The sequence below is a fragment of the Pseudomonas sp. MM213 genome (assembly GCF_020423045.1).
In the GTDB taxonomy this organism is placed as follows: Bacteria; Pseudomonadota; Gammaproteobacteria; order Pseudomonadales; family Pseudomonadaceae; genus Aquipseudomonas; species Aquipseudomonas migulae.
Window position 1 is genome coordinate 6,661,982 of record NZ_CP081943.1, and the last position, 16,086, is coordinate 6,678,067.

The 16,086-nt window shown below is 60.3% G+C and carries 13 protein-coding genes and 2 pseudogenes; 8 read left to right on the forward strand and 7 right to left on the reverse strand.

Annotated features, from left to right (window positions below):
• Positions 1-34 precede the first annotated feature (34 nt).
• The 8 genes and pseudogenes from K5R88_RS30330 to K5R88_RS30365 form a co-directional block, all read left to right on the forward strand.
• Entirely contained in the window at positions 35-1,024 is a 990-nt protein-coding gene (locus K5R88_RS30330) for an alpha/beta fold hydrolase (protein WP_032832384.1), read from the forward strand.
• Between the two features lie 121 nt (positions 1,025-1,145).
• Positions 1,146-1,637, forward strand: coding sequence for a ribonuclease E activity regulator RraA (gene rraA, locus K5R88_RS30335; RefSeq protein WP_008037775.1), 492 nt, complete (start codon positions 1,146-1,148; stop codon positions 1,635-1,637).
• A 26-nt stretch (positions 1,638-1,663) separates the two neighbouring features.
• A complete protein-coding gene (locus K5R88_RS30340) occupies positions 1,664-2,659 on the forward strand; it encodes a zinc transporter ZntB (RefSeq protein ID WP_008027409.1) in 996 nt (331 codons plus the stop codon).
• A gap of 63 nt (positions 2,660-2,722) precedes the next feature.
• A complete protein-coding gene (locus K5R88_RS30345) occupies positions 2,723-2,971 on the forward strand; it encodes a hypothetical protein (RefSeq protein WP_007944521.1) in 249 nt (82 codons plus the stop codon).
• Between the two features lie 2 nt (positions 2,972-2,973).
• Entirely contained in the window at positions 2,974-3,798 is an 825-nt protein-coding gene (locus K5R88_RS30350; RefSeq protein WP_008027407.1) for a mechanosensitive ion channel family protein, read from the forward strand.
• An 86-nt stretch (positions 3,799-3,884) separates the two neighbouring features.
• Complete coding sequence (gene sigX / locus K5R88_RS30355; protein WP_017337463.1) at positions 3,885-4,475, forward strand: RNA polymerase sigma factor SigX; 591 nt, start codon at positions 3,885-3,887, stop codon at positions 4,473-4,475.
• Positions 4,476-4,582: 107 nt separating this feature from the next.
• Entirely contained in the window at positions 4,583-5,617 is a 1,035-nt protein-coding gene (locus K5R88_RS30360) for an OmpA family protein (RefSeq protein ID WP_008027405.1), read from the forward strand.
• Between the two features lie 57 nt (positions 5,618-5,674).
• Positions 5,675-5,806: pseudogene (locus K5R88_RS30365) on the forward strand (outer membrane lipoprotein carrier protein LolA); the annotation flags it as partial.
• Here K5R88_RS30365 and cobA read toward each other — a convergent pair.
• The 7 genes and pseudogenes from cobA to K5R88_RS30400 form a co-directional block, all read right to left on the reverse strand.
• Complete coding sequence (gene cobA, locus K5R88_RS30370) at positions 5,744-6,514, reverse strand: uroporphyrinogen-III C-methyltransferase (protein ID WP_226298878.1); 771 nt, start codon at positions 6,512-6,514, stop codon at positions 5,744-5,746. The pseudogene K5R88_RS30365 and the gene cobA overlap by 63 nt on opposite strands.
• A 10-nt stretch (positions 6,515-6,524) precedes the next feature.
• Positions 6,525-9,242, reverse strand: a complete 2,718-nt coding sequence (locus K5R88_RS30375) for a nitrate reductase (RefSeq protein WP_226298879.1) — start codon at positions 9,240-9,242, stop codon at positions 6,525-6,527.
• Positions 9,243-9,262: 20 nt separating this feature from the next.
• Positions 9,263-10,462 (reverse strand): annotated as a pseudogene (locus K5R88_RS30380) (NAD(P)/FAD-dependent oxidoreductase); the annotation flags it as partial.
• 413 nt (positions 10,463-10,875) lie between these two features.
• Positions 10,876-12,546: a bifunctional protein-serine/threonine kinase/phosphatase gene (locus K5R88_RS30385; protein WP_226298880.1), complete on the reverse strand. Its 1,671-nt coding sequence runs from the start codon at positions 12,544-12,546 to the stop codon at positions 10,876-10,878.
• A 7-nt stretch (positions 12,547-12,553) separates the two neighbouring features.
• Positions 12,554-13,765, reverse strand: coding sequence for a nitrate/nitrite transporter (locus tag K5R88_RS30390; RefSeq protein WP_008027395.1), 1,212 nt, complete (start codon positions 13,763-13,765; stop codon positions 12,554-12,556).
• A 314-nt stretch (positions 13,766-14,079) separates the two neighbouring features.
• Positions 14,080-14,655 carry an ANTAR domain-containing response regulator gene (locus tag K5R88_RS30395; RefSeq protein WP_008027390.1) on the reverse strand — a complete coding sequence of 192 codons (576 nt, stop codon included), beginning with the start codon at positions 14,653-14,655 and terminating at the stop codon, positions 14,080-14,082.
• Positions 14,656-14,670: 15 nt separating this feature from the next.
• A complete protein-coding gene (locus K5R88_RS30400; protein ID WP_008027389.1) occupies positions 14,671-15,882 on the reverse strand; it encodes a CmpA/NrtA family ABC transporter substrate-binding protein in 1,212 nt (403 codons plus the stop codon).
• Between the last annotated feature and the right edge of the window lie 204 nt (positions 15,883-16,086).

A 16,086-nucleotide genomic window follows, 5' to 3' on the forward strand; every position in this document is an offset into this window, starting at 1 on the left:
CCTCTGGATGCCGCCCTTTTTTGTGCAAGAGACTATGCAAAGCAGCAGCAACCTATTTCCTGTCGCCCTGATCAGCGCCGAGCGGCGCGGTGATCTGAGCGAAGACGTCTATCGTTTGAAACCCGGCAACAGCCCTGACGGCACCGTGGAACTGGCCGTGACCCGTCTGGGCATGGCAGACGCACCCGCGCACGGTGGTGTGCCGGTGATTCTGTTGCACGGCAGCTTTTCCAATCGGCGCTTCTGGTTCTCCCCAAAAGGCCTGGGGTTGGGCGCTTATCTGGCGCGTCTGGGATTTGATGTGTGGATCGCGGAAATGCGCGGTCATGGCCTGTCCCAGCGCAACCAGAATTATCGCAAGAACCGCGTCGCCGACTACGCTCGTTACGATCTGCCGGCCATTGGCGCGTTCGTGCGCGAGCAGAGCGGCCAGGTTCCGCACTGGATCGGTCACTCGCTGGGTGGCATTACCCTGGCGGCAGCCTTGGGTGGCGGGTACATCGGGGAACCGGTCGTCGCGTCTGCGGCATTCTTCGGTACGCAAGTCAGCCGCACCTATTGGCCGTTGAAAATTCCGCCGGTGGAGTGGAGCGGGCGCTTCATTCTCAAGCGTTTCGCCCAATTGTCCGGTTCACGGCTCAAGCGCGGCCCGGAGGACGAGCCGATTGGCCTGGCCCTGGAAAGCATGCGTTGGTATGGCCTGTTCGGGCGTTTTGGCGATGCCGACAAGGATTGGTGGGCCGGATTGGCTGACGTTCAGAGCCCTGTGTTGGCCGTGAGTGCCGTCAGCGATCATCAGGATCCAGCGTGGGCGTGCCGCAAGTTGTTTGATCAGATCGGTTCCGAGCACAAACAATTCATCAACCTTGGCCGCGAGCAGGGCTTTGGCGACAATTTCGGTCACGTGGAAATGTTGGTCAGCAAAGCGGCTCAAGCCGAAGTCTGGCCGTTGGTGGCGCGTTGGCTGTCGGACCAGCACACGCCTTTGCTCGGTGAAAAAGCGGATTTGGCCTCGGCAGTCTGAGCCCGATGCTCTATCAAGGGCATTCCGCTCTGATCGGCTTGCGGCTAAGATATGACGCATTGAGCTTTTCTGGTCACTTTGCGACATCCTCGATTGTCTTCCTCTTTACAGGAGTTTCTCGATGAACCATTACCTCACGCCTGACCTGTGCGACGCCTATCCGGAACTGGTACAGGTGCTGGAACCGATGTTCAGCAATTTCGGCGGCCGTGATTCCTTCGGCGGCGAAATCGTGACCATCAAGTGCTTCGAAGACAACTCGCTGGTCAAGGAGCAAGCCGAACTCAAGGGTAATGGCAAGGTGTTGGTGGTCGATGGTGGCGGTTCCCTGCGTCGTGCGCTGCTGGGCGACATGATCGCCGAGAAAGCCGCTAAAAACGGTTGGGAAGGGATGGTGATCTACGGGTGCATCCGCGACGTCGATGTCATCGCGCAGACTGATCTGGGCGTTCAGGCCCTGGCCAGTCACCCGATGAAAACCGACAAGCGTGGCATTGGCGATCTCAACGTTGTGGTGACGTTTGCCGGTGTGACGTTCCGTCCAGGCGAATACATTTATGCGGACAATAATGGCGTGATCATCTCGCCAAGCCCGCTGAAGATGCCTGAATAAGCGTTGCGCCAACCGAAGGGGTGAGGATGTTCGAGGAAGAAAACGCGCAGTGGGGGCTGGTGCATGCCCTGGTGCTGGACGGTAAAGGCGGTGCGCGTTCGATAGCCCGGACTGAACTCGATGACTTGCAGCTTCAGGCCCATGAAAGCCTGTGGCTGCACTGGGATCGCAGTCACCCGCAAACCCAGACCTGGCTGCGCAAATCCAGCGGTCTGAGCGAATTCAGCTGTGATCTGCTGCTGGAAGAGAACACCCGTCCGCGTCTCTTACAGCTTTCCGACAGCGAACTGCTGCTATTTTTGCGTGGGGTCAACCTCAACCCCGGGGCCGAGCCGGAAGACATGGTCTCGGTGCGGATCTTCGCCTCGGCACAGCGGGTTATTTCCCTGCGCCTGCGTCCATTGCGCGCCACCGACGAGTTGCTGGTGCAGCTCGCGGAAGGCAAGGGGCCGAAGACTGCCTCCGAACTCATCCTTTATATGGCCCAGTACCTCACCAACAAAGTGCAGGATCTGGTCAGTTGCCTCTCGGAAGTGGTCGATGAGGAAGAAGAAAAACTGGATGCCGACGAACGGTATTCGCCCGAGCATGACTCCATTTTGCAGATCCGTCGCAGGGCTGCTGCGCTGAAACGTTTCCTGGCACCGCAGCGGGATATTTTCGGACAACTGACCCGGATAAAACTGCCCTGGTTTGTCGAAGATGACGGCGACTACTGGAACGAATTGAACAACAGCCTGACCCGCTATCTCGAGGAGCTGGAATTGACGCGGGAGCGGGTGGGGCTGGTCCTCGAGGCCGAGGACAGACGTTTGAGCGTGCGCATGAATCGCACGATGTACCGCTTCGGGATCATCACCGGAATCTTTTTGCCGATGAGTTTTCTGACCGGTCTTTTGGGTATCAACGTCGGCGGTATTCCGTTCTCTGCCAGCCCGTATGGCTTCCTGATTGCCTGCCTGATGATGATCTCGGTGGCACTGGGGCAGTGGTGGTTATTCCGACGTTTGCGCTGGGTATGACGATGCGCCATGTGACCCGGGTAAATTTGACCGCGTCTTTCACAGACATCACGAGAGGTGCGTATGCACGATCCGTTTGAACAGTCTTTGCGTGACATGCTGAACGCTTCGCCGTCCACCCGCGACGACGATGCGTGTCTTGGGCGCGTCCTGAAAACCGCCAACCGCCAGGTCGGCGCTGGTGATCTGTTCAGCCTGCTGGGCCGCTGGTTGCCCGCGCTGATGATTGCCTTGAACAACGGATCGGCTCACGTCTCGCCGGTTTCCCGTCACCGTAAACCTACCGTTCGCACTGCTGATAAGGCTGATTGAATATGGAACTTGATCTCTGGACTCAGAGCCTCGTCACTGCAATGACTGCGTTATGGACCAAGGTTGCGAATTTCATTCCGAACCTGTTCGGCGCACTGGTCGTGCTGCTGTTGGGTTTCGTCGTAGCGAAACTTTTGGATACTTTGCTGTCCAAGTTGCTCGCCAAGCTCGGTCTCGACCGCTTGATGGGCGGCACCGGTCTGACAAAATTGCTGTCCCGGGCCGGCCTTCAAGTGCCGATTTCGACGCTGATAGGCAAAATTGTCTATTGGTTCGTTTTGCTGATTTTTCTGGTTTCCGCAGCAGAATCGCTTGGACTTGAGCGAGTTTCGGCTACGCTGGACATGCTTGCGCTGTATTTGCCGAAAGTGTTTGGCGCCGCGCTGGTGCTGCTGGTAGGTGTTTTGCTGGCACAACTGGCCAATGGGCTGGTGCGAGGTGCGGCAGAGGGCGTAGGGCTGGATTACGCCGCCGGGCTGGGGCGAATTGCCCAGGGCCTGGTGATTATCATCAGTATTTCGGTCGCAATCAGCCAGTTGGAGGTCAAGACTGACCTGCTCAACCATGTGATTGTGATTGTTTTGATTACCGTTGGTCTGGCAGTGGCGCTGGCCATGGGGTTGGGAAGCCGGGAAATTGCCGGTCAGATTCTTGCGGGAATCTATGTGCGTGAGTTGTATCAGGTTGGGCAACAAGTGCGTGTTGGCGAGGTCGAAGGTCAGATCGAAGAGATCGGCACGGTTAAGACCACATTGCTGACCGATGAGGGTGAGCTAGTCTCTCTCTCTAATCGGATTCTCCTGGAGCAGCATGTGAGTAGCCGCTAACCCGGCAAACCCTGCTAATGTATGCCGCCGCAAAATGCCCTGAAGGGCTGCGGCGGACATTGACCTGACTGTCGGCCAGACTTGTTTTGAATAAAGCTCAATCGCTCTCCACGCGCTACGACCCCCGCGAGCTCTCTGATGAGGAGTTGGTCGCGCGCTCGCATACCGAGCTGTTTCACGTAACGCGCGCCTATGAAGAATTGATGCGCCGTTACCAACGAACATTATTTAACGTTTGTGCACGATATCTTGGGAACGATCGCGATGCAGACGATGTCTGTCAGGAAGTGATGTTGAAGGTGTTGTATGGCTTGAAGAACTTCGAAGGTAAATCGAAGTTCAAGACATGGCTATATAGCATCACGTACAACGAGTGCATCACACAGTATCGGAAAGAACGGCGAAAGCGTCGCTTGATGGACGCATTGAGTCTGGACCCCCTCGAGGAAGCGTCTGAAGAAAAGGCGCCGAAACCCGAGGAGAAGGGCGGGCTTGATCGCTGGCTAGTGTATGTGAACCCGATTGACCGTGAAATTCTGGTGCTACGATTTGTCGCAGAGCTAGAGTTTCAGGAGATCGCAGACATCATGCACATGGGTTTGAGTGCGACAAAAATGCGTTACAAACGCGCTCTAGACAAATTGCGTGAGAAATTTGCAGGCATTGCTGAAACTTAGTTCGGCGCAAATATCTCTTACGTGTAGGCAAGTTCTGATAGACTTGCCGCCGAGTTGTCCCCCGGTTTGCGGGACTGCTTCACAATCACCAGATGGGGATTTAACGGATGAAACTGAAAAACACCTTGGGCTTGGCCATTGGTTCTCTTATTGCGGCCACTTCGTTCGGCGCATTGGCACAAGGCCAAGGCGCAGTTGAAATCGAAGGCTTTGCAAAGAAAGAGTATTACGATAGCCAGCGCGATTTCAAAAACGACGGCAACCTGTTCGGTGGTTCGGTTGGTTACTTCCTGACCGACGACGTTGAACTGCGTCTGGGCTACGACGAAGTGCACAACGTTCGTAGCGAGTCGGGCAAGAACATCAAGGGCTCCAACACTGCCCTGGACGCTCTGTACCACTTCAACAACCCAGGCGACATGCTGCGTCCGTACGTTTCGGCCGGCTTCTCCGATCAGAGCATCGGTCAGAACGATCGCGGTGGTCGTAACGGTTCCACCTTCGCCAACGTTGGCGGCGGTGCCAAGCTGTACTTCACTGACAATTTCTACGCCCGTGCCGGCGTTGAAGCTCAGTACAACATCGACCAAGGTGACACCGAGTGGGCTCCAAGCGTCGGTATCGGTGTGAACTTCGGTGGCGGCTCCAAGCCTGCAGCTGCTCCAGTTCCAGCACCAGCTGAAGTCTGCTCCGACAGCGACAACGATGGCGTTTGCGACAACGTTGACAAGTGCCCGGACACCCCAGCCAACGTAACTGTTGACGCTGATGGCTGCCCAGCAGTTGCCGAAGTCGTTCGTGTTGAGCTGGACGTTAAGTTCGATTTCGACAAATCTGTTGTTAAAACCAACAGCTACGGCGACATCAAGAACCTGGCTGACTTCATGAAGCAGTACCCATCCACCACCACTACTGTTGAAGGTCACACTGACAACGTCGGTCCTGACGCTTACAACCAGAAACTGTCTGAGCGTCGTGCAAACGCCGTTAAGCAAGTTCTGACCAACCAGTACGGTGTTGAATCGTCCCGCGTTCAGTCTGTTGGCTACGGCGAATCCCGCCCAGTTGCTGACAACAAAACTGACGCTGGCCGCGCTGTAAACCGTCGCGTAGAAGCGCAGGTTGAAGCTCAAGCTAAGTAATTAGCCCGCAGCTCTGAGAAAAGCCCGGCTTAGGCCGGGCTTTTCTTTGTCTGCGATTTGGGTTTTCGAATCACCGGCCCCCCTGTAGGAGCCGGCTTGCCGGCGATGGTCGTCAACGATGACGCTTTAAGCCTGACACGCTGCGGTGATCTCAAGTTCTTCGCCAGCGAGCTGGCTCCTACAGGTTTCGGGGCGTGCCGCTACAACACCGATCACCAGAATCGCCGGGCTTTTCAACTCAAAGGCGCAGGCATCTTCCTCCATCGCTGTCAGATCGCTCCGACATTCCCGTTGATGCGGCAGGGAAGCGTTTTCAATCATCGCCACCGGCGTATCCGCCGCCATCCCTCCGGCCAGCAGTTGCTCGCGAATTTCACTGAGCTTCGCCACGCCCATGTACACCACCAGCGTTGTGCCACTTTGCGCCAGGGCTTGCCAATTCAGGCTGCTGCCATCCTGAGTGTGGGCCGTGACCAGCGTCACGCCGCGCGCCACGCCCCGCAGGGTCAGCGGAATATCGCATTGCGTCGCACCGGCCAGCCCGGCGGTGATGCCATTGACCAGCTCCACGTCGACCCCGCGTTCGCGCAGCCACTGCGCTTCTTCACCGCCCCGCCCAAAAATGCACGGATCGCCACCCTTGAGCCGCACCACGCATTTGCCGTGGCGGGCATAACGCAGCATCAATCGATGAATGAACGCCTGAGGCGTCGAGCGACAGCCACCGCGCTTGCCCACCGGAATGATCCGCGCCTGCGGGCAATGTTCCAGCACGGCGCCATTCACCAGATCGTCGATCAGCACCACATCCGCTTCGCTCAACGCCCTGACGGCTTTGAGGGTCAGCAATTCCGGGTCACCAGGACCCGCACCCACCAGCCAGACTTTTGCGTTCATAGTGTTTTCCTCACGAGATGACGGCGATCGGCTGTGCCGTGGTGGCCAGCAAACGCTTGATTTCCGGGACGCACGAGCCGCATTGCGTGCCGCAGCCCAATTCCTGTTTCAACCCCTGCAAATCCAGGCCCCGACGGATACCGGCACAGACCGCGCCTTGGCTGACGTTTTTGCAGTTGCACAGGGTTTTAGTGCCGGCAACCGATGTGGTGGCGTTGCCCGGTGGTGCGCTCAGTGGTGCAAGCAGCCAGCGCCGCAGTTGTTCATCGGCGCGACCTTCCAGCCAAAGGTCCTGCAGCCAGTGCTGTGCGAGGGTTTCGCCAGCCAGGCGAATCGCGGTGATCCGGCCATGCTCGATCCGCACCCGTTTGCCGATGGCGCGCCGTGGGTCGTCGTACGCCAGGACCGGCCCTTCATTGAGCCCAAGGCAGCGGTCGATTTCGCATAACAATTGCGGATCTGGCGCTGTGGCGCTGGCAGCGCGTATGAGCAGCGCAGGGCGCTCACGACCGGTAAGGCTGAGGCTGACGTAGGAAAACGCCTCACAGAGCGGTCGTAGCGTCTCAAAATGCTGTTGAACATCGCCCTCAATCAGTACGAAAAGGTTCCAGGGCAAATGCACGGGGTCGATTCGTACGCCGCTGTGTTTGAGTTCCGGTTGTTTCGATAACGGATCGAACGCCGGTTGGGTGAGCGCATTGACCCCGCCCTTCAGGAACCGGTCGCCCCAGTGCATCGGCAGAAACGCCTGGCCCGGACGCACGCTGTCATCGCTGCCGACGGCGACAATCACCGCGCCGCGACGGCTTTTCAAACTGACCAGTTCTTCCGGTTGCAGTCCATGGCGATGCAAATCATCCGGGTGCAGGCTCAGCACGGCCTCGCTGACATGACCGAACAACTGCGCGGCAGTGCCGGTGCGGCTCATGCCGTGCCATTGATCGCGCAGGCGGCCGGTGATCAGGGTCAGCGGGAATTGCCCATCGCGTTGTTCCTTGGCGGCAAGGTACGGATCGGCCACGAACCGGGCACGCCCGTTGGCGGTCGGGAAAATTCCGTCCCGATACAGTCGGGCCGTACCTTCACGGGCGCCGGCGGGAAACGGCCATTGCTGTGGACCGAGACGATCAATCAGCTCATGACTGATACCGGACAAATCCAGGTCCCGGTCGCGCGTCAGGAGTTTGTACTCATCGAAGACCTGCGCCGGGGTGTCGAACGCAAACAGACTGGGTTGTCCGGGGCGCAGGTATTTTTCCAGGCGCTGTGCGAAATCCACTGTAATTGCCCAGTCGGAACGCGTTTCTCCGGGGGCGACAATCGCCCGGCGAACGTGGGAAATCCGCCGTTCGGAGTTGGTCACCGTGCCGTCTTTTTCACCCCAACTGGCGGCAGGCAGCAGTAGATCGGCGAACGCGGCGGTTTCGGTGGTGCGAAAGGCTTCCTGCAATACCACGAACGGGCAGGCTTGCAGCGCCTCGCGCACGGCGCTCTGGTCCGGCATCGACTGCGCGGGGTTGGTGCAGGCGATCCACAGGGCTTTGATGGTTCCGTTACGAACCTGCTCAAACAATTCGATCGCGGTGAGCCCGGTGTTTGCCGGCAGTTGATCCACGCCCCAGTAGGCTGCGACTTCTGCGCGATGCTCGGCATTGGCCGCTTCGCGATGGCCTGGCAGCAGGTTCGACAGGCTGCCGGTTTCGCGGCCACCCATGGCATTCGGCTGACCGGTCAGGGAGAAAGGTCCTGCGCCGGGACGGCCGATCTGCCCGGTGGCCAGGTGCAGGTTGATCAAGGCACTGTTTTTCGCACTGCCGGCGGTGGACTGGTTCAGTCCCATGCACCACAGCGACAGAAAGCTCGGCGAGGTGCCGACCCACTCGGCGCATTGCTGCAGTTGCTCGACGCTGATCCCGCACAGCTGCGAGACCATTGGCGGCGTGTAGTCGCGCACCAGGTTTTTCAGTTCAGCCAGGCCTTCGGTGTGGGTCTCGATGAAGTCGCGGTCGATCCAGCCTTCCCACAGCAGCAGGTACAAAATCCCATGGAACAAGGCGACATCGGTGCCGGGAAGAATCGCCAGATGCAGGTCAGCCAAGTCGCAGGTATCCGTACGACGCGGGTCGATGACGATGACTTTCATCTGTGGTCGGCGGGATTTGGCCTCTTCCAGGCGACGAAACAGGACCGGGTGGGCGTAGGCCATGTTACTGCCGACGATCATCACGCAGTCGCTTGTCTCAAGGTCTTCGTAACTGCATGGCGGTGCGTCGGCACCGAGGCTGCGCTTGTAGCCGACCACTGCCGATGACATGCACAGGCGCGAATTGCTGTCGATGTTGTTGGTGCCGACCAACGCTCGCGCCAGTTTGTTGAAGCTGTAGTAATCCTCGGTCAGTAACTGCCCGGAGATGTAAAACGCCACGCTGTCCGGACCATGTTCGGCGATGGTTTCGGCGAACACGCTGGCGGCGTGATCGAGGGCGGTGTCCCAGTCGGTGCGGCTGCGGGCCAGGCCTTTGCCCAGGCGCAGTTCCGGGTACAGCGCTCGGGCTGCGAGGTCGCCGGTCAAGTGCAGGGTTGAGCCCTTGCTGCACAGCTTACCGAAGTTGGCCGGGTGGGCCGGATCGCCGCTGACGCCGAGGATGCGCTCGCCGTCATGCTCGATCAGCACGCCGCAGCCGACCCCGCAGTAGCAACAGGTGGAGGCGGTGATCTGGCGGTTCATCAGCTGGCTTCCCGCATGGCTTCACCAAACATCAGGTGATTGCGGATTTCGTCGATATTCCGGTTCTCGCGAATCTGCCGGAAATACCAACCGCCATCGGCCGTGTCGCCGTACAGGCAGGCCCCGACCAGCACGTCGTCCTTGATCACCAGTTTTTTGTAGATCCCGCCGATCGGGTCGGAAAGGGTGATGGTTTCGGTACCTTCGCCGCCCATGAAATCGCCGGCGGAGAACAGGTCGATGCCGGTGACTTTCAATTTGGTCGAGGTCACCGAGCCTTTGTAGCTGGCGAAGCCAAGCTGTGCGAGATGATTGGCGCAGACCTTGGCCTGTTCGAACAGCGGCGCCACCAGGCCGTAGGCGATGCCGCGATGGCTGGCGCATTCGCCGATGGCGTAAACCCGTGGGTCGTAGGTTTGCAGGGTGTCGTTGACCAGAATCCCACGGTTGCACGGGAGGCCGGAGCGCTCCGCGAGCTCGGTCGCGGGGCGGATGCCGGCGGCCATCACCACCAGGTCGGCGGGGATGCGGTCGCCGTTCTTGAACTCGACCGAGCCGACCCGGCCATTGCCGGCATCGTGCAAGGCCTGGGTTTGCTCGCACAGGCGAAAGTGCAGGCCACGGTCCTCAAGCGCGGTTTGCAGCAAGCGGCCGCTGACACTGTCCAGTTGCCGTTCCAGCAACCATTCACCGTTGTGCACCACGGTGACGTGCATGCCGCGCAGCATCAGGCCATTGGCCGCTTCCAGGCCGAGCAGGCCGCCGCCGATGACCACCGCGTGCTTGTGGGTTTTTGCGGTGTTGATCATGGCTTGGGTGTCGGCGATGTCGCGGTAGCCGATCACGCCGTGCAACGTGTTGCCCGGGATCGGCAGGATGAACGGGGTCGAGCCGGTGGCAATCAGCAGGCGGTCGTATTCGGCCTCGGTGCCGTCGTCGGCGATGACCCGACGTTTGATCCGGTCGATCTCTACGACTCTGCGGTTGAGCAGCAACTTGATGTTGTTGTCCAGGTACCAGTCCAGGTCGTTGAGCGCGATCTCTTCGAAGGTTTGCTCGCCGGCCAGTACCGGCGACAGCAGGATGCGGTTGTAGTTGGTATGGGGTTCGGCACCGAAGACCGTGATGTCGTACAGCTCGTTGCTCAGCTTGAGCAGCTCTTCCAGGGTGCGAACCCCGGCCATGCCGTTGCCGATCATCACCAGTTTTAGTTTTTTCATCAGGTTCTCCGGGGAGCTCGGACCCGCCTCGACAGGGCGTTCAGGTCGTGCTCGACAAATTTTGCGCAAACAAAAAAAGGCGTCCCGCTAGTTGCCTAGCGAGGACGCCTTTGTCCTGGTCCCGTTATCTCGGGAAGCGCATCCTTCGTCGTTGAAGGCTGGGCTTTATGTCTGTTGAGAGAGGTAATGCAGTGGTTGTGCCAAGTTGACCTACACCCGGTTTTGTTGGCTCGGAGTGCTTAATCAAAGGGGGCTTCTGCACCGAATCGAAGCGTGGTGCCCGCTAATGGAGCGGGTTGCTGATGGATTTGTGTTGGCTGTCAGTCCGCCTTCGCGAGCAAGCTCAGCTCCTACAGGTCGATCAACCCGCAACCTGTAGGAGCGAAGCTTGCTCGCGAAAGGCGCGACTCGGTCTAGCCGCGAAACAGCAAAACCAGCAGCACCACATTCACCAGTAGCGCCACCAACGCCAACGTCCGCCAGACCTTCACTGGCTCGCGCTCCAGCAGCGGCCGGGGCCGTACGCTCAAACTGCGTCGTTCACCCTGTTCCAGCACCAATAACCATTCTTCCGCAGTTTCGAATCGCTCCGCCGGGTCCGCCGCCACAGCACGCTCCAGGCTTTGTGCGATCCACTCGGGCAGGTCCGGGCGGTAACGACTGGCGCTGACCGGTACACCAAACCGTGGACGCTGGAACGCTTCGATTTCGCCGTAGGGATAATGCCCGGTGAGCAGGAAATACAAGGTCACGCCGGCCGCATACAGATCCTGTTGCGGGCTCGGCGCGTCACCGCGAAAAGCTTCCGGCGCAATGTAGCTGGGTGTTCCGGGCAGGGTCGAGGCCTGATCTTCAGACAGGCCAGGGCAATAGGCCAGGCCGAAATCCAGCAGCCGCAGTTCGCCGTCATCCCCCAGCAGCAAATTCTCCGGTTTGATGTCGCGATGCAGAATCTGCCGTCGATGCAACATCCCGACCGCCCGCAGCAAACGTTCCGCCAGATCCTGCCATTGGGCCAGCGGCAGCGTTGTGGCTCGCTCAGCCAGTTGCGCCAAAGTCGAGCCGGAATATTCACGCATTACGTAGTACAAATGCTGACGCTGACTGGCGGCATGGACTTCAGGGAAATGCCGGCCAGCCACGCGCTTGAGAAACCATTCCTCCGACAGCAAGGCTTGCCCGGCCAGGTGATCGTCGCGCAACGCGCCGGGCAGGGTTTTCAGCAGCCAGGGTTGTTGCTGAGCGTCGCGCACCCGATAGAGCAGCGACTGCTGGCTTTGGCCGAGTATTCCTTCGACGTGCCAGCCCTCAAACGTCTGGCCCGGTTTCAGCGCTGGCGGCAGTGGCCATTGCTGCACATGAATCAACGCATCGCCGATGCTCGTTTCACCGAGGGCATCGACCCGCACCAATAACGCGCTGGCGTTGTCCTGACTGCCCGCCAGATGCGCCGCATTCACCAGGGTTTGCGCGGCGCTGTGCAGATCCGGTTGATCGCGCAGAATCGCGGCAATCGCGGTGTCGCCCAACACGGCCCAGATGCCGTCGCTGAGCAGCACGAAATGCTCATTCAGCCGCAGTTCGCCATCGAGAAAATCCAGCACCAGATGCTGATCGAGGCCGAGCGCCCGTTTGAGCACATGCTGCATGCCCGGTTGATCCCAGACGTGGTCCTCCGTGACCCGCTGCAATTGATCGGCGTGCCAGCGATAAACCCTGCAGTCCCCGACATGCGCCAAGGTAAAACGCCTGCCGCGCACGACCAGGGCACTGACCGTGGTCAACAGCGGTTGCCCACCGCCATTGGCCTGCAGCCAGCGATTTTGCGCCAGCAGCAAACGGTCCAGTGCCTGGGCGACACCCCAGGTTTCCGGGGTGGCGTAGTAGTCCAGCGCCAGCGCCTGCAAGGTCGAACGTGCCGCGAGGCCGCCATCGGCGCACTGGCTGACGCCGTCGGCGATGGCGAACAGGTAGCCCTTGCTCGCCGCCAGTGCCGGGGCCGGCGTCACCAGGCGCAGGGCGTCCTGGTTCTCCTCGCGCGGACCGATGGCGCTGGCTTCGGCAAAACTCAGTTGCAGGCTCATTCAGCCCTCACACCCGCGCAGCAGTGACGGCCGCCGAACCCCAAGTGGTTCTCCAGCGGCGCTTCACACCGTGCAGACCGAACCAGGCGAGGACGCCGAGGCTGGCGAACAACCACAGCGCCAGTTGATAACTGCCGGTGCTTTGCTTGATCGCGCCCATGCCCGCCGCGAGGGCGAAGCCGCCGATGCCACCGGCCATGCCGATCAAACCGGTCATCACACCGATTTCGCGACGAAAACGTTGCGGGACCAATTGGAAAACCGCGCCGTTACCGGCACCCAGGCCGAGCATCGTGCAGACGAAAAGTGCCAGCGCCGCGTAGGAACTCGGCAAGTTGAAACCCACCGCCGCAATGCAGATCGCCGCCACCGTGTACATCGCCAGCAGTGTGCGAATCCCGCCGAAGCGGTCGGCCAGTGCGCCGCCCAGAGGACGCATCAAACTGCCGCCAAACACGCAGGCCGCCGTGTAGTAACCGGCTGTCACCGGGCTCAGGCCGTATTGGTCGTTGAAGTAGCCGGGCAGGGCGCTGGCCAGGCCGATGAAGCCGCCAAAGGTCACGCTGTAGAAAAACATGAACCACCAGCTGTCGCGGTCGCCCAGGGCTTTGAAGTAGTCGGATACCGACTTGGCTTTCGGCCGCTCAGGCGCGTTTTTGGCCAGCCAGGCGAAGACGATGATGGTCAGGATCAGCGGGATCAGCGCGAAGCCGAACACGTTGCTCCAGCCGAACGCGGCGGCCAGCACCGGAGCGATCAGCGCGGCCAGCACGGTGCCCGAGTTACCGGCCCCGGCGATGCCCATGGCCTTGCCTTGATGCTGCGGCGGATACCACTGCGACGCCAGCGGCAGGGCCACGGCGAACGACGCGCCCGCCATGCCGAGGAACAGGCCCAGCAGCAGCGCTTGTTCGTAACTTTGAATGCCGTGCTTCCACGCGACGAACAGGGCGCAGATGACGATCACCTGGCCGATCAGCCCGGCGGTTTTTGGCGACAGGCGATCCGCCAGCATGCCCATGATAAAGCGCAGTACGGCCCCGGCCAGAATCGGCGTGGCCACCACCAGCCCGCGTTGTTGGGTGGTCAGGTGCAGGTCGGCGGCAATCTGCACCGCCAGAGGGCCGAGCAGGTACCAGACCATGAAACTCAGGTCGAAATAGAGGAAGGCCGCGAACAGGGTCGGGGTATGGCCGGATTTCCAGAAGCTTGAATTCATCGCGCACCTCAGCTGTGAGTCGTCTCGAGAAGGAGTCATGAGCTTGCAGGTGGGGGGCCGCAACGGCCGCACCACCGGCCCCGGTCTGTGGGGCCAAAACAAAAAAACGCCGCCACCCGATTCGCCATGGGCAAATGAGGTGAGCGACGTCTTTGTCGTAGGTGGGGCAACCGCCGTTGGTTACCTGTAGTGATTGCTTAGCGAGATTTGTGCCAACAGTCCGAGATCGAGTCGACCCTTTCGCGGGCAAGCCTCGCTCCTACAGTTCGAACGCAATTCCTCTGTAGGAGCGAGGCTTGCCCGCGAAGGGGCCTTCAGCCGAGCAGCTCACTCATCGCAATGATCTGCTCCGCCACCTGAATCAGCTTCTGCTGCCGGCTCATGGCCTGGCGGCGCATCAGCGTGTAGGCCTCTTCTTCGTTGCAGTCCTTCATCTTCATCAGCAGCCCCTTGGCCAGCTCGATGCGCTTGCGCTCGGCCAGTTGCTGGTCGCGGGCGTGCAGTTGCGCGCGCAGGGCCTGGTCGCTTTCGAAGCGTGCCATGGCCACGTCGAGAATCGGCTGCAAGCGTTGTGCGTGAATGCCTTCGACGATGTAGGCGCTGACCCCGGACTTGATCGCCTGACGCATCACGTCGGGGTCATGTTCGTCGGTAAACATCACAATCGGCCGTGGCTGGTCTCGACTCACCAGCACCACTTGCTCCATCACATCGCGGCTCGGTGACTCGGTATCGATCAAAATCACATCCGGACGCACCGTTTCGACGCGCGCGGGCAGGTCGATGGTCAGGCCGGACTCGTCGATGACCTCGAATCCGGCTTCGGTCAGGGCGGCCTTCAAGCGGCCGACTTTCTTCGCGGTGTCGTTGATCAGCAGGATACGCAGCATGTTCGTAGTCTCCTGTCAGCGGCTGGCGAGTAGGGGCGAGCTGTCGCTCATGGCGTGCAGTTTGAAGCTGCGGGCATACCCGGCCGGGTCCGAGCCGTCCCAGATTTTGCCGTCGATCAACTGGCTGCTGCGCATTTCCCTGGCCGAAGAATCGACATCGACCGCGCTGGCTGCCTCTCGATACAAGTCTAGTTGCTGGACCTGACGGGCCACGGCGAGGTAGTCCGGGTCGTCGCGCAGCAAACCCCAGCGACGGAACTGGGTCATGAACCACATGCCATCGGACAGGTAAGGCTGATTGACCTCGCCAGCGCCATGGAAGCGCAGCGCGTGCAGGTCTTGCCAGCGGTTGCCGAGGCCGTCGGCGTAGTCGCCGAGCAGGCGCGGTTCGATGCAGTCGAGCGGCGCGTCCAGGTATTGGGGGGCGCTCAGCAACTGCGCGGTGCTGCGGCGATTCTCGACGCTTTCTTCAATGAAGCGGCTGGCCTCCAGAATCGCCTTCACCAGCGCCCGGGCGGTATTGGGATATTGCTCGACGAAGGCGCGGGTGCAGCCGAGGACTTTTTCCGGATGATCGGGCCAGATGGTCTGGGTCGTTGCCATGGTGAAGCCGAGATTGTGTTTCACGGCGCTGGCGGACCAGGGTTCACCGACGCAGAAACCGTCGATTCGCCCGGCTTGCAGGTGCGCGACCATTTGCGGCGGCGGCACCACCACACTGTCGACGTCGTGCAGCGGATGAATGCCCTGGCTCGCCAGCCAGTAATACAGCCACATGGCGTGGGTGCCGGTCGGAAAAGTCTGGGCGAAGGTGAGTTTTGGGCGAGTTTGGTGCACGTGGCGGTCCAGTGCTTCAGGACCGGTCACGCCCAGCGCCTGCAAGCCGTGGGAAAGGTTGATGCTCTGGCCGTTCTGGTTCAGGCCCATGAGCACCGCCATCTCGGTCGGCGCCACGCCGCCGATGCCCAGGTGCACGGCGTAGATCAAACCGTACAGGCTGTGGGCGGCATCGAGTTCGCCGCTGACCAGTTTGTCCCGCAGGTTGGCCCAGGAAGACTGGCGCTTGAGGTTCAAGGTCAGGCCGTAGGGCTGGGCGAAGCCCTGAGTGGCGGCGACCACCACCGAGGCGCAATCGCTCAAGGCCATGAAACCGAGGTTGATGTCGGTCTTTTCCGGGGCATCGCTGCCGTTGACCCAGGCCAGTGGGCCCGCTGTGGTTTCATTCATGGCAAAACACCTTCAAAAAAAACGTCGTCCCAGGCCTTCGCGCAAGCAAAGCCGGGTGACGACGCCATTGTCCTTCCACTCATCCCGTCGTTGGCATGAGTGCTGATGCCTGTGTTGGTGCAAGGCATATGCCATCGCTTGCTGATTTTGTCGCGCGCCTCGCTTGCGACCCCGATGCCCGGCTATAATCGCCGCCTCATTTCG

What these genes read in the sequence shown, in the direction of transcription:
- K5R88_RS30385 (WP_226298880.1), bottom strand. Translation starts at nt 12,546, where the DNA reads ATGAGCCTGCAACTGAGTTTTGCCGAAGCCAGCGCCATCGGTCCGCGC.
- K5R88_RS30390 (WP_008027395.1), bottom strand. Translation starts at nt 13,765, where the DNA reads ATGAATTCAAGCTTCTGGAAATCCGGCCATACCCCGACCCTGTTCGCG.
- K5R88_RS30400 (WP_008027389.1), bottom strand. Translation starts at nt 15,882, where the DNA reads ATGAATGAAACCACAGCGGGCCCACTGGCCTGGGTCAACGGCAGCGAT.
- K5R88_RS30360 (WP_008027405.1), top strand. Translation starts at nt 4,583, where the DNA reads ATGAAACTGAAAAACACCTTGGGCTTGGCCATTGGTTCTCTTATTGCG.
- K5R88_RS30350 (WP_008027407.1), top strand. Translation starts at nt 2,974, where the DNA reads ATGGAACTTGATCTCTGGACTCAGAGCCTCGTCACTGCAATGACTGCG.
- rraA (WP_008037775.1), top strand. Translation starts at nt 1,146, where the DNA reads ATGAACCATTACCTCACGCCTGACCTGTGCGACGCCTATCCGGAACTG.
- K5R88_RS30375 (WP_226298879.1), bottom strand. Translation starts at nt 9,242, where the DNA reads ATGAACCGCCAGATCACCGCCTCCACCTGTTGCTACTGCGGGGTCGGC.
- K5R88_RS30345 (WP_007944521.1), top strand. Translation starts at nt 2,723, where the DNA reads ATGCACGATCCGTTTGAACAGTCTTTGCGTGACATGCTGAACGCTTCG.
- K5R88_RS30340 (WP_008027409.1), top strand. Translation starts at nt 1,664, where the DNA reads ATGTTCGAGGAAGAAAACGCGCAGTGGGGGCTGGTGCATGCCCTGGTG.
- K5R88_RS30395 (WP_008027390.1), bottom strand. Translation starts at nt 14,655, where the DNA reads ATGCTGCGTATCCTGCTGATCAACGACACCGCGAAGAAAGTCGGCCGC.
- cobA (WP_226298878.1), bottom strand. Translation starts at nt 6,514, where the DNA reads ATGAACGCAAAAGTCTGGCTGGTGGGTGCGGGTCCTGGTGACCCGGAA.
- K5R88_RS30330 (WP_032832384.1), top strand. Translation starts at nt 35, where the DNA reads ATGCAAAGCAGCAGCAACCTATTTCCTGTCGCCCTGATCAGCGCCGAG.